Origin of the sequence: Pseudomonas sp. B26(2017) (genome assembly GCF_002113045.1) — a bacterium.
GTDB lineage: Bacteria > Pseudomonadota > Gammaproteobacteria > Pseudomonadales > Pseudomonadaceae > Aquipseudomonas.
Genome location: NZ_NEJJ01000005.1, coordinates 91,464 through 105,075 on the forward strand (window position 1 = coordinate 91,464; position 13,612 = coordinate 105,075).

Annotated in this window: 8 protein-coding genes; 6 read left to right on the forward strand and 2 right to left on the reverse strand. The window is 60.8% G+C overall.

The genetic code is table 11. The features are described 5' to 3' along the window. The first annotated feature begins 40 nt into the window (after positions 1–40). From CAF79_RS09150 to CAF79_RS09160, 3 genes are all read left to right on the forward strand, one after another. Complete coding sequence (locus tag CAF79_RS09150) at positions 41–1,894, forward strand: DUF4105 domain-containing protein (protein ID WP_085697540.1); 1,854 nt, start codon at positions 41–43, stop codon at positions 1,892–1,894. A 211-nt stretch (positions 1,895–2,105) separates the two neighbouring features. Further along, positions 2,106–2,462, forward strand: coding sequence for a hypothetical protein (locus tag CAF79_RS09155; protein WP_007950973.1), 357 nt, complete (start codon positions 2,106–2,108; stop codon positions 2,460–2,462). Positions 2,463–2,532: 70 nt separating this feature from the next. Further along, positions 2,533–3,027: a GreA/GreB family elongation factor gene (locus CAF79_RS09160; RefSeq protein WP_085697541.1), complete on the forward strand. Its 495-nt coding sequence runs from the start codon at positions 2,533–2,535 to the stop codon at positions 3,025–3,027. A 10-nt stretch (positions 3,028–3,037) separates the two neighbouring features. Here the strand turns inward: CAF79_RS09160 and gdhA are convergent, their stop codons facing one another. Further along, entirely contained in the window at positions 3,038–4,375 is a 1,338-nt protein-coding gene (gene gdhA, locus CAF79_RS09165; protein ID WP_085697542.1) for an NADP-specific glutamate dehydrogenase, read from the reverse strand. Between the two features lie 193 nt (positions 4,376–4,568). Next, positions 4,569–6,233, reverse strand: coding sequence for an energy-dependent translational throttle protein EttA (ettA, locus tag CAF79_RS09170; RefSeq protein ID WP_085697543.1), 1,665 nt, complete (start codon positions 6,231–6,233; stop codon positions 4,569–4,571). A 434-nt stretch (positions 6,234–6,667) separates the two neighbouring features. Between ettA and morA the strand changes: the two genes are divergently transcribed. From morA to CAF79_RS09185, 3 genes are all read left to right on the forward strand, one after another. Further along, complete coding sequence (gene morA, locus CAF79_RS09175) at positions 6,668–10,516, forward strand: cyclic di-GMP receptor MorA (protein ID WP_085697544.1); 3,849 nt, start codon at positions 6,668–6,670, stop codon at positions 10,514–10,516. Positions 10,517–10,756: 240 nt separating this feature from the next. After that, a complete protein-coding gene (gene glyA, locus CAF79_RS09180; protein WP_085697545.1) occupies positions 10,757–12,010 on the forward strand; it encodes a serine hydroxymethyltransferase in 1,254 nt (417 codons plus the stop codon). A 276-nt stretch (positions 12,011–12,286) separates the two neighbouring features. Then, on the forward strand, positions 12,287–13,600 hold the full coding sequence (locus tag CAF79_RS09185; protein ID WP_085608708.1) for a C4-dicarboxylate transporter DctA: 1,314 nt from the start codon (positions 12,287–12,289) through the stop codon (positions 13,598–13,600). Positions 13,601–13,612: the final 12 nt, after the last annotated feature.

Sequence of the window (13,612 nt, forward strand, 5' to 3'; positions counted from 1 at the left end):
CTCCTTGGGTCTTTGTTTCTTTCGACTTAAGTTGCCATTTATGCTCAAACGCCTTGCCTGGCTGGCGCTGTGTGTCTGCGCCCCGCTGTCCGCCGCGCCCCACATCGACCCTCAACGTTTGCAGCAACTGGCCAACGACCGTTTCTGGATTTCCCTCGGTCATTACGAAACCGCCAAACTCGGTGGCTGGCGCAGCTACGTCAGCGACAAAAAATTCTTCCTCGCCCCCGATGGCAACAAACACCCCGACCATGAACTGGCGGCCACCGTACAAGCGCTGTACGCCCCCGCCAGTCTCGGTGAGCAACACGCCCAGTGCGTCTACCCGGCGCGCACGCGCTGGCTGAAAGACCAGCTCAACCTGACCGACCTGCCGACGCCGGACTGCGCCGAATTCAAGAAGTGGTTCAAGGACGTCTCGCCCCACAGCGCGGTGATGATTTTCCCGGCGGCCTACCTCAACAGCCCGTCGTCGATGTTCGGCCACACCCTGCTGCGCATCGACCAGGCCGACGTGCAAAGCGACAAGACCTCGCTGCTCAGCTACGCGATCAACTTCGGCGCCTACATCGAAGGCTCGGACAACAGCATTCTTTACGCCTGGAAAGGCTTGATGGGTGGTTATCCGGGGCTGTTCGCGCTGGTGCCCTACCAGGAAAAACTCTCGGAATACCGCAGCCTGGAAAACCGCGACCTGTGGGAATACCAGCTCAATCTGACGCAAGTCGAAACCGCGCGGATGGTCGAACACGTGTGGGAATTGAAGCAGATCCAGTTCGACTATTTCTTCTTCGATGAAAACTGCTCCTATCGCCTGCTCGAACTGTTGCAGGTGGCGCGCCCGAGTCTGCGCCTGACCGAACAATTCCCGCTGACCGCGATCCCCACCGACACCGTCAAAGCGGTGAAGGAAGCCGGGCTGGTCGAGCACATTGAATATCGTCCGTCCCGCGAGCGCGAACTGCTCAGCCGTGCCGCCCCCCTGAGCGGCGAGGAACAGGAATGGGTGCTGAAAGTCAGCGCCGATCAACAGCAATTGCAGGATCCGACCTTCAAGGCCCTGCCCCGGGATCGCCAAGCGCTGATCATCGACGCGGCGTATCGGCTGGAACGCTACCGCGCCAACGGCCAGGAACGTGATCCGCAGCGGGCGCAGCGCAGTTTCGAATTGCTGCGGGCGATCAACAAGAACCCGGCGCCGGAGCTGCAAATTCCGCAACCGGGCCTGCCCGAAGACGGCCACGAATCGCGCACCTGGCAGGCAGGTCTCGGCACTCGCGGTGACCGCGCGTTCGGCGAGTACGGCTTGCGCATGGCCTATCACGACCTCAACGACAACGCCGAGAGTTTCCCCCTCGGCGCGCAGATCGAAATCCTGCAAATGAAGCTGCGCCAGTACGAAGGCAATCACTGGCAATTCCAGCAACTGGATCTGGCGACCATCCGCTCGCTGACGCCGCGCAACGCGCTGTTGCAGCCGCTGTCGTGGCAAGTCACCGGGGGTCTTGAACGTGTGCCGGGCAAGCATGACGACGAAACCCTGGTCAGCCACGTCAACGGTGGCGGTGGCGGAACCTGGGCGCTGGGTGACGATGTGCTGGGGTTCGCCCTCGGCACCGTGCGCGTCGAACACAACAATGATTTCGCCGAGTTCGTTTCTCCCGCAGGCGGTTTCAATACCGGCGTGTTGTGGAAGAACCCGCTGGGCAATCTCAGCGTGGAGGCCAAAGGCGATTACTTCTTCAATGGTGAAGTGCGCCGTAGCCTGAGTCTGAATCAGCAATGGGAGTTGTCGCGCAACCTCGGCCTGCGCCTGAGTGCCCAGCGTGAATTCAGCCACCTGGCCACACCGGAGACCGAGGTGATGCTGGAAGTGAAGTGGTATCACTACTGATCCCGAACATTTCCCTGAACCTGTGGGAGCGGGCTTGCCCGCGAATGATCAGTCAACAGAGATGTTGAGTCTGATGGCCTCATCGCGGGCAAGCCCGCTCCCACAGGGATCTCCACTGGTTAACGAATTACTTACAGGCCTTTCACCAAAGCCCGACGAATCATCTTCTAGACTTTCCCCATAAGCCGGAAAACCGGCCCGGGAGAGTGTGATGTGGCGGTGTGCGGTTTTTGCGGGTGTGTTGCTGTTGTTGGGTGGCTGTCAGAGCACCCACGAAGATTTGATTGCCAAGGGTTATCCACCGGCGTTCGCCGACGGTTTCGATGACGGTTGCATCAGCGGTCGTCAGGCGGCCGGTTCGATCAGCGGCGAGTTTCGCAAGAACGTGCCGCGTTATCTCAAGGACAAGCAATACGCCGAAGGCTGGAGCGACGGCTTCCGGCAGTGTCAGGCAATGCTGGAAAACAAGGATCGCGAACAGTATCGCAACGAGCACTGGGACGAACGCGAGCGCGCCTGGCAGCAGGAAAAGGATCAGGGTGCCGCGCGGGCTTATCGTTCGCAGTAGGTCGTTTCCAGACATCCGGCGAAACCTTTTGCCTGCGACCATGGCCCAACGGCTACAACAGGAGCCCATCATGAGTCGCGCTTTCGTCAACGAAGAGAACGCCGCTGCGCAAGCCGATCAGCCGGTCGAACGGCAGGTCAGCACCCAGCCCAATTACGTCACGCCGCAAGGGTTTGCCCAGTTGCAGGCCAAAGTCGCCGAACTGCAAACCCTGCACGCCGAAGAGGCCGCCAGGAGCGAACAGGCCGACAAGCAGCGACTGGCCGACCTCGAACGGGATTTGCGTTATTTCAATCAACGGGTCGCCAGCGCACAGGTCGCGCCCGTCCCGACCTCGACCGACAAAGTGCAGATCGGCAGTTGGGTGACCTACGCCGACGAACACAACACCGAGCGTCGGGTGCAATTGGTCGGCGAAGATCAGGCCGATGCGGCCAACGGCCTGATCAACTGGGCCTCACCGCTGGGCCGTGCGCTGCTTGGCGCGCGGCTCAACGACGAAGTGCTGTGGCAGCGCCCGGCCGGCGATCAACTGATTGAAGTGATCCGCATCGAGCGCTCGTGAACCCCGTTGCTTAAACCACGCCCTGGGCGAGCATCGCGTCGGCGACTTTGACGAAGCCGGCGATGTTCGCGCCTTTGACGTAGTTGATCCGGCCGTTTTCCTCACCGTAATGCACGCAGGCGTGGTGGATCGACTGCATGATCCCGTGCAGCTTGCTGTCCACTTCGCCACCCGTCCACAGCAGGCGCATGGCGTTCTGCGACATCTCCAGCCCACTGACCGCCACGCCGCCGGCATTGGAGGCCTTGCCCGGCGCGAACAGAATGCCGGCCTCGATAAAGATATCCACAGCCTCAAGAGTGGTCGGCATGTTCGCGCCCTCGGCCACGCAGGTGCAGCCGTTGCGCAACAATGTGCGGGCGGATTCGGCGTCGAGTTCGTTCTGGGTGGCGCAAGGCAGCGCGATGTCGCACGGCAGCGACCATGGCAGCTGACCGGCACGGAACTCCAGGCCGAAGGCGCAAGCCAGTTCGCTGATCCGCCCGCGCTTGACGTTCTTCAGTTCCAGCAGCGCCAGCCATTGCTCTTCGCTCAGGCCGGCCTCGCAGTACAGCGTGCCCTCGGAGTCGGACAGGGAAATCACTTTGCCGCCCAGATCCATCACTTTGCGAGCCGCGTACTGCGCAACGTTGCCGGAACCGGAGATCGCCACGCGCTTGCCTTCAACGGTTTGCTCGCGGCGCTTGAGCATTTCCTCGGCGAAGTACACGCAACCGAAACCGGTGGCTTCAGGGCGAATCAGGCTTCCGCCATAGGTCATGCCTTTGCCGGTCAGCACGCTGGTGAACTGATTGCTCAGGCGCTTGTACTGACCGAACAGAAAACCGATCTCCCGCGCACCGACACCGATGTCGCCGGCCGGCACGTCCACGTCGGCACCGATGTGGCGATACAGCTCGCTCATGAACGCCTGGCAAAAACGCATGACCTCGGCGTCGCTCTTGCCCTTCGGATCGAAGTCCGAACCGCCCTTGCCACCACCCATCGGCAGCGAGGTCAGGGAGTTCTTGAAGGTCTGTTCGAAGGCGAGGAATTTCAGTACGCCCAGGTTCACCGAAGGATGGAAACGCAAGCCGCCCTTGTACGGGCCGATGGCGCTGTTCATCTGGATGCGGAAACCGCGATTGACCTGGACCTTGCCTTGATCGTCGACCCACGACACCCGGAAAACCACCGCCCGCTCCGGCTCGCAGATGCGTTCCAGAATTCCCGAGGTCAGATAGTGCGGATTGGCTTCGAGAAACGGCCACAGGCTGCGCAGGACTTCTTCGACAGCCTGGTGGAATTCGGGTTGATCCGGATCGCGTCTTTTCAGACGGGCGAGGAAGGATTCGACGGATTCGATCATGGGAAAAGTCTCGGCAAATTTGTTGTCGTTGGAGGAGATTGAGCCGGACTGTAACAAACGACATGTACACAGCAACAGACAAAAATGTCGCATTTATGAAAACAAATAGTACACACGCTATAAAACAGTCTGCATTGCAGGCAAAAAAAAGCGGAGCCCGAAGGCTCCGCTTTTTCATGCAACCAACCTGTAATCAGGCCAGTTTCTTGTGGCGTACCCGGTGTGGCTGGGCCGCTGCTTCGCCGAGGCGCTTTTTGCGATCGGCTTCGTACTCGGTGTAGTTGCCTTCGAAGAACACCGCTTGCGAGTCGTCTTCGTACGCCAGGATGTGAGTCGCGACGCGGTCAAGGAACCACCGATCGTGAGAGATCACAATGGCGGCGCCCGGGAAGTCCAGCAGGGCTTCTTCCAGGGAACGCAGGGTTTCAACGTCGAGGTCGTTGGACGGTTCGTCGAGCAGCAGGACGTTGCCGCCCTCCTTCAGGGTCAGCGCCAGGTGCAGACGACCGCGCTCACCACCGGACAGGTCCTTGACGAACTTCTGCTGGTCGCCGCCCTTGAAGTTGAAGCGACCGACGTAAGTACGCGACGGGATCTCGTAGTTGCCGATGCGAATCTGGTCGGAACCGTCGGAGATCTGCTGGAACACGGTCTTGCTGCCGTCCAGGTCTTCGCGGCTCTGATCCACGCAGGCCAGTTGCACGGTTTCGCCGATCTCGATGCTGCCGGAGTCCGGCGTTTCCTTGCCCATCAGCATGCGGAACAGGGTCGACTTACCGGCACCGTTACCGCCGATCACGCCAACGATGGCGCCTTTAGGCATCGAAAACGACAGGTTGTCGATCAACACGCGATCGCCGTAGCCCTTGGTGACGTTCTTGAATTCGATGACCTTGTCACCCAGGCGCGGACCGGCAGGGATGTAGATCTCGTTGGTTTCCGAACGCTTCTGGAATTCCTGCGACTGCATTTCTTCGAAGCGTTGCAGACGAGCCTTGGATTTGGACTGACGGGCCTTGGCGCCTTTGCGCACCCACTCCAGTTCTTCCTTCATGGCTTTTTCGTGAGCCGATTGCTGCTTGGATTCCTGGGCCAGACGCTCGGACTTGGCTTCCAGCCAACCCGAGTAGTTGCCCTCGTAAGGAATGCCCGCGCCGCGGTCGAGTTCCAGAATCCAGCCGGCGACGTTGTCCAGGAAGTAACGGTCGTGCGTGATCGCGACCACAGTGCCCGGGAAGTCGTGCAGGAAGTGTTCGAGCCACGCAACGGAGTCGGCATCCAGGTGGTTGGTCGGTTCGTCGAGCAGCAGCATGTCCGGGGCGGACAGCAGCAGACGGCACAGGGCCACACGACGCTTTTCACCACCGGACAGGTGCTCGACCCTGGCGTCCCAGGCCGGCAGACGCAGCGCATCGGCGGCGACTTCCAGTTGACGCTCCAGGTTGTGACCATCGCTGGCCTGCAGGATCGCTTCGAGCTTGGCCTGTTCGGCGGCCAGCTTGTCGAAGTCGGCATCCGGGTCGGCGTAGGCAGCGTAGACCTCGTCCAGACGCGCTTGCGCATCCTTGATCACGCTGACCGCTTCCTCGACCACTTCACGTACGGTCTTGGTCGGATCCAGTTGCGGCTCTTGCGGCAGGTAACCGATGTTCAGTTCCGGCATCGGGCGCGCTTCGCCTTCGAACTCGGTGTCGACGCCGGCCATGATTTTCAGCAGCGTGGATTTACCCGAACCGTTGAGGCCGAGTACGCCGATCTTGGCGCCGGGGAAGAAAGACAGCGAAATGTTTTTCAGGATTTCCCGCTTCGGCGGAACAACTTTGCCCAGCCGATGCATGGTGAAGACGTATTGAGCCATGGAGAACCTTGGGTCAGTGACTGATGAATGATTGGAGCGCAGGCGATGCCCGGCCAGACCGATGCGCGTCGTTCACTTGACCACTTGATGGCCATCAATGCGTGCGCGCGGAAAAAGTCTGAGTCTAGGAGCTGGGCCAGACGCTGTTAAAACGTAACGAGCGAAGGAAAGACAAGGCGGAAACAGGCGAGGACGCGGAGTTTACGGGTTGTAAATGAGCAGTCCGAGCCTGTTTTCAACGCAGTATTTCCGAGCGCAGTAGTTTTAACAGTGTCTGGGCTCCCGCGTAACCGGCAAAGCTACCTTAATGACAGAAGGCAGTCCAGCCGAGTGGGGCTGGCACTTCGCCACAACTCAAGGCATGCTAGCCGCCCCTTGGGCGTCCGGCTTATAGTGCACGTCGCGCCAGTCCAGCCAGACCGCAGGATTACAGCTTGTCCAACGTCACTCCGCCAGCCTCTGTGAGCAGCACCCAACCGGCGCCCGGCTCGCCCCTGCGCGGAACATTGAAAGGCGCGCTGGCGACACTGGTGCTGATGCTGCTGGCGCTGCTGTTCTGGCAGTTGCTCGATCAACTGCACGAAACCCAGAAAAACCAGCGCCAGTACACCATCGACTACACCGCCGACCTCGCCGCTCAGGTCAGCCTGAACATGGCGCTGAACGCGCAGATCGCCCTCAATCTGCTACCGATCGTCGAACAGCCCCAGTCGGCCGACGAACAGCAGGCGCTGCTGCGCAAGCTTCAGCAATCGTTGCCCGACCTGCGCAGCCTCGCGCTGCTCACCCCGTCCGGAAAAATCCTCAGCGACAGCGCCACCGACAGCCACGACGCCGATTACCTCAGCGATCTGGTGCGCCGCAGCCGCGCTCAAGCCCATTATTTCAGTAACGCCGACGACGGTTCGGTAGTGCATCTGTTACTGCATCAGGCCAGCGGCAGCACGCGCGGTTACTGGGCGCTGCGCCTGACGCCGACCTTCTTCGACGCGCTGACCAAACAGGGCGACAGCGGTATCCGCCCGTTGTGGCTGGTGGAAAACCGCGTCAATCATCAGATCATCAGCCGTGACAAAGCCCTGCCGTCCACCAAGACCAGCACCCTGACCCCGGACGATCTGGCCAACAGCGTGCTGACCGTGCCGCTGAGCAGCAGCGACTGGCAACTGCGTGGCCTGTTCGACCGCCAGCATGTGCTCGAACAACTGCTGCCGGCATTCATCGGCAAATGCCTGCTGGGCCTGGCGCTCTCGCTGCTGCCGTTTATCGCATTGCTCAACATGCGTCGCCGCCAGCGCCAGGTGCATGAAGGGCGTCGGCGTTATCAGGATATTTTCGAAGGCACCGGCGTGGCGTTGTGCGTGCTCGATCTTTCGGGGCTCAAGCAGGTTTTCGAGAAAGCCCAGATCCAGACCAGCGACCAGCTCAAGGCCTGGCTCGACCAGCCGGCGCAGCGCCAGCAATTGCTCCACGAATTGCGGGTCACCGAGGTCAACCAGGTCGCGTTGCAACTGCTCAACGTCAATTCTTGCGATCACGCCTGGCAACTGTTGATCGACGGCCAGCCGCACAGTCAGTGCGCCATCGGCAATCAGGTACTCGACGCCGTGCTTCAGCAGCAAAAGCAGCTGGAACTGGAAATCAAACTGCCGGACATCAATGGCCGCGACCAGCACCTGTGGCTGGTGCTGCGCCTGCCTGAGGAGCAGCACGATTACAAAGCCGTGATCCTGAGCATCAACGACATTACCAGCCGCAAGCTGATCGAGCTGTCGCTGCTGGAGCGCGAAGGTTTCTGGTCGGACGTGGTGCGCACCGTGCCGGATCATCTGTACGTGCAGGATGTGATCAGCCAGCGGATGATTTTCAGCAATCACCACCTCGGCCAGACCCTCGGTTACAACCGCACCGAACTGCATCAGATGGGCGAGTACTTCTGGGAAATCCTCCTGCACCCGGAAGACGCCGACTATTACCACCGCTCGCGGCAGATGCAGCGTCACGCCGGTTACAGCCAGTTGTTGCAATGCCAGCTGCGCTTCCGTCATCGCGACGGCAAGTGGCGGCGTTTCGACATTCGCGAACAGGCGCTGGCGCGGGACAAGCACGATCAGGTCACGCGGATCATCGGCGTGGCCAAGGACATCACCGAGCAGATCGAAGCCAGCGAATCGTTGCGCGACAGCGAGCAGCGTTACCGGATGCTCGCCGAAAGCATCAGCGACGTGATTTTCTCCACCGACAGCAAACTCTCGCTGAATTACGTCAGCCCGTCGGTGCAGGCGGTGCTGGGCTATGACGCCGAATGGATTTTCCAGAACGGCTGGCAATCGACCATCGCTAACCCGCAGCAATTGAGCGGCATCTATCTCCTGATGGATCGGGTCAGCAAAGCGTTGGGCAAACCCGAGCAACTGGTGATTTTGCGTAGCCAGGTGCAGACCCAGTTGTTCCTGTTCGACTGCCTGCGCGCCGATGGCCGCAAGATCCCGATCGAACTGCGTCTGGTGCTGGTGTGGGACGAGCACGGTGCGTTCGAAGGCGTGCTCGGGGTCGGTCGCGACATCAGCCAGCAGCGCCGCGCCGAAAAAGACCTGCGCATGGCGGCCACGGTATTCGAGCACTCGACCTCGGCGATCCTGATCACCGACCCGGCCGGCTATATCGTCCAGGCCAACGAGGCGTTCAGTCGGGTCAGCGGTTACGCGGTGAGCGAGGTGCTCGACCAGTTGCCGAACATGCTGACCGTCGACGAACAGCAGGACGCGCACCTGCGCTACGTGCTCAAGCAGTTGCATCAGCACAGCACCTGGGAAGGCGAAGTCTGGCTCAAGCGCCGCAACGGCGAGCATTACCCGGCATGGGTGGGCATCACCGCCGTGCTCGACGACGAGGGCGACCTGGCCAGTTACGTGTGCTTCTTCAGCGACATCAGCGAGCGCAAGGCCAGCGAGCAGCGGATTCACCGCCTCGCCTACTACGACGCCCTGACCCACCTGCCGAACCGCACGCTGTTCCAGGATCGGCTGCACACCGCGCTGCAATCGGCCGAACGGCAGAAGTCGTGGGTGGTGCTGATGTTCCTCGACCTCGACCGTTTCAAACCGATCAACGACTCCCTGGGTCACGCGGCCGGCGACCGCATGCTCAAGGACATGGCGACACGGTTGCTGGCCTGTGTCGACGATGACGACACCGTGGCGCGGATGGGTGGCGACGAATTCACCCTGCTGCTGCAACATCGCTCCAGCCGCGAGATGGCGCTGAACCGTGCAATCCACGTGGCCGAGCAGATTCTCGCGAGCCTCGTTCGGCCATTCGTGCTCGAAGGTCGCGAGTTCTTCGTCACCGCCAGTATCGGCATCGCCCTGAGCCCGCAGGACGGCAACGAACTCAGCCAGCTCATGAAGAACGCCGACACCGCGATGTATCACGCCAAGGAGCGCGGCAAGAACAACTTCCAGTTCTATCAGGCCGACATGAACGCCAGTGCGCTGGAGCGTCTGGAACTGGAAAGCGATCTGCGCCACGCCCTCGAGCAAAACGAATTCGTGCTGTATTACCAGCCGCAGTTCAGCGGCGACGGCAAACGCCTGACCGGTGCCGAAGCCCTGCTGCGCTGGCGTCATCCGCGTCGCGGGCTGGTGCCGCCGGGAGATTTCATTCCGGTGCTCGAAGAACTCGGGCTGGTGGTGGACGTCGGCGACTGGGTGATCAGCGAGGCCTGCCGCCAGCTCAAGACCTGGCATCAGAGCCGCGTGCGCGTGCCGAAGGTTTCGGTGAACATTTCCGCCCGGCAGTTCTCCGACGGCCAGCTCGGTACGCGGATCGCCACGATTCTCAAGGAAACCGGCCTGCCGCCGGCGTGCCTTGAACTGGAGCTGACCGAAAGTATCCTGATGCGCGAAGTCAGCGAGGCGATGCAGATCCTTGCCGGTCTGAAGAACCTCGGCCTGAGCATCGCGGTCGACGACTTCGGCACCGGTTACTCGTCGCTGAACTACCTCAAGCAATTCCCGATCGACGTGCTGAAGATCGACCGCACCTTCGTCGACGGACTGCCGTCCGGCGAGCAGGACGCGCAGATTGCCCGGGCGATCATCGCCATGGCTCACAGCCTGAATCTGGCGGTGATCGCCGAGGGTGTGGAAACCCATGAACAACTGGACTTCCTGCGCGAGCATGGCTGCGACGAGGTTCAGGGCTATCTGTTCGGACGGCCGATGCCGGCGGGACGGTTCGAGGCGCAGTTCAGCAATGATGCGCTGTTCATGTTCGACTGAAGATCAGCGGCGCGATCTTCGCGAGCAAGCTCGCTTCCACAGGGATTGATGTCGATCACAAAATCGCGGGCCGGCCTCGGTTACTGTGCGACCCGGCTGGTCAGCGAAAAGGCCGGCACGGACGCCACATATCTGGTCATGAACGCCACTTGTCTGCGACATGATGTCGTTTCATATGCCATCCAAAACCCGTTGGGTTAGAATGCCCCCCTTTTCTGCCCCCGATCCTTGAGGACCGCCATGTTCAGCCGTGATTTGACTATTGCCAAGTACGACGCCGATCTTTTTGCCGCCATGGAGCAAGAAGCCCGGCGCCAGGAAGAACACATCGAGCTGATCGCTTCGGAGAACTACACCAGCCCAGCGGTGATGGAAGCTCAAGGCTCGGTTTTGACCAACAAATACGCCGAAGGCTACCCGGGCAAGCGCTACTACGGTGGTTGCGAGTACGTCGACGTTGTCGAGCAACTGGCCATCGACCGCGCCAAGGAACTGTTCGGCGCCGACTACGCCAACGTTCAGCCGCACGCCGGTTCCCAGGCCAACGCCGCTGTTTACCTGGCCCTGCTGTCGGCCGGCGACACCATCCTGGGCATGAGCCTGGCGCACGGCGGTCACCTGACCCACGGCGCCAGCGTTTCCTCCTCCGGCAAGCTGTACAACGCCATCCAGTACGGCATCGACGCCAACGGCCTGATCGACTACGACGAAGTCGAACGCCTGGCTGTAGAACACAAGCCAAAAATGATCGTGGCCGGTTTCTCTGCCTACTCCCAGGTTCTGGACTTCCCGCGCTTCCGCGCCATCGCCGACAAGGTTGGCGCCTACCTGTTCGTCGACATGGCTCACGTGGCCGGTCTGGTCGCCGCTGGCGTCTACCCGAACCCGGTTCCGTTCGCTGACGTCGTGACCACCACCACCCACAAGACCCTGCGCGGTCCACGTGGTGGCCTGATCCTGGCCAAGGCCAACGCCGACATCGAGAAGAAGCTGAACTCCGCGGTATTCCCGGGCGCCCAGGGTGGCCCGCTGGAGCACGTGATCGCCGCCAAAGCGATCTGCTTCAAGGAAGCACTGCAGCCTGAGTTCAAGGCTTACCAGCAACAAGTGGTGAAAAACGCCCAGGCCATGGCCGGCGTGTTCATCGAGCGCGGTTTCGACGTGGTTTCCGGTGGTACTGAAAACCACCTGTTCCTGCTGTCGCTGATCAAGCAGGAAATCTCCGGTAAAGACGCCGACGCCGCTCTGGGCAAAGCGTTCATCACCGTGAACAAGAACTCCGTGCCAAACGACCCACGCTCCCCGTTCGTCACTTCCGGCCTGCGCTTCGGTACTCCGGCTGTGACCACTCGCGGCTTCAAGGAAGCGGAGTGCAAAGAGCTGGCTGGCTGGATCTGCGACATCCTGGCTGACCTGAACAACGAAGCGGTGATCGACGCCGTTCGTGAGAAAGTCAAAGCCATCTGCAAGAAACTGCCGGTATACGGCGCTTAATCGCGACGTTAAACCCGCAGCATGAAAAACCGGCCAGTGATGGCCGGTTTTTTTTCGCCTGCGAAAAAGTTTTCCACACCAAATGGCTCAAGGTCGGGGCCTGGCGCCGAACTGGTCAGACCGGTCATGCCAATTCGTCATTTTTCACTTGCGATCCGCGAAAAACAGCGCCTAGACTGCACCCGCACTGGACATACCGGTAAGACCACAATAATTAAGTCCTGAATCCGATGCGCCCCGCGCAAGGCAGCCAGGACACCGACCAGGATTCCTCCCATGCTCAGATGGTGCTCGCGTTCAATCTTTCTTCAAGTGGTTCTCGGACTGGTGCTCGGCATCGTCTGCGGGCTGACCCTCCCTGAATACTCGGCCCAGCTCAAACCGCTCGGCGACGGCTTCATCAAACTGATCAAGATGCTCATCGGCCTGATCGTGTTCTGCGTGGTGGTCAGTGGCATCAGCGGCGCCGGCGACCTGAAGAAGGTCGGGCGCATCGGCCTCAAGTCGGTCATCTACTTCGAAGTGCTGACCACCATCGCCCTGGTGATCGGTCTGGTGTTCGCCTTCAGCACCGGGATCGGCAGCGGCGCCAACATCCATCTGGAGCAACTTTCCGCCGCCGACATGGGCGACATCGCCGAGCGCGGCCAGCACATGCACACCACCACTCAGTTCCTGATGGACCTGATCCCGACTTCGGTGCTCGGCGCTTTCGCCGATAACAACATCCTGCAAGTGCTGCTGTTTTCGGTGCTGTTCGGCAGCGCGTTGAATCTGGTGGGCGAAGCGGCTTCCGGGATCTCGCGGCTGATCAACGAACTGAGCCATGTGATCTTCCGGATCATGGGCATGATCGTACGTCTGGCACCGATCGGCGTGTTCGGCGCCATCGCCTTCACCACCAGCAAATATGGCCTCGATTCGCTGCAACACCTGGGCAGTCTGGTCGGTTTGTTCTACCTGACCTGCATCGCCTTCGTCGCGTTGATTCTCGGTCTGGTGATGCGTCTTTCCGGCCTGCGCATGTGGCCGTTGCTCAAGTACCTGCGTGAAGAGTTGCTGATCGTCATGGGCACCGCGTCCTCCGACGCCGTGCTGCCGCAGATCATGCGCAAGCTTGAACATCTGGGCATCGGCAGCTCGACCGTCGGGCTGGTGATTCCTACCGGTTACTCGTTCAACCTCGACGGTTTTTCGATCTACCTGACCCTGGCCATCGTGTTCATTGCCAACGCCACCGGCACGCCGCTGGCCATGACCGACCTGCTGACGATTTTGCTGGTGTCGCTGATTACCTCCAAAGGCGCCCACGGCATTCCCGGTTCGGCGCTGGTGATTCTCGCCGCCACGCTGACGGCCATCCCGGCAATTCCGGTGGTCGGTCTGGTGCTGGTACTCGCCGTGGACTGGTTCATGGGTATCGGCCGGGCGCTGACCAATCTGATCGGCAACTGCGTCGCCACCGTGGCCATCGCCCGCTGGGAAAAGGACATCGACGTGCAACGGGCGAACAAGGTGCTCAACGGCGAGCAGGGCTATAACTTTCAGCCGAGAAAAACGGTCGCTCAAGCGGCGGCCAAAGAATTCTGAATGAGCGCCGTG

Coding starts and splice junctions, on each gene's coding strand:
- CAF79_RS09150 (WP_085697540.1), top strand. CDS start 41: ATGCTCAAACGCCTTGCCTGGCTGGCGCTGTGTGTCTGCGCCCCGCTG.
- glyA (WP_085697545.1), top strand. CDS start 10,757: ATGTTCAGCCGTGATTTGACTATTGCCAAGTACGACGCCGATCTTTTT.
- CAF79_RS09185 (WP_085608708.1), top strand. CDS start 12,287: ATGCTCAGATGGTGCTCGCGTTCAATCTTTCTTCAAGTGGTTCTCGGA.
- ettA (WP_085697543.1), bottom strand. CDS start 6,233: ATGGCTCAATACGTCTTCACCATGCATCGGCTGGGCAAAGTTGTTCCG.
- CAF79_RS09160 (WP_085697541.1), top strand. CDS start 2,533: ATGAGTCGCGCTTTCGTCAACGAAGAGAACGCCGCTGCGCAAGCCGAT.
- CAF79_RS09155 (WP_007950973.1), top strand. CDS start 2,106: ATGTGGCGGTGTGCGGTTTTTGCGGGTGTGTTGCTGTTGTTGGGTGGC.
- gdhA (WP_085697542.1), bottom strand. CDS start 4,375: ATGATCGAATCCGTCGAATCCTTCCTCGCCCGTCTGAAAAGACGCGAT.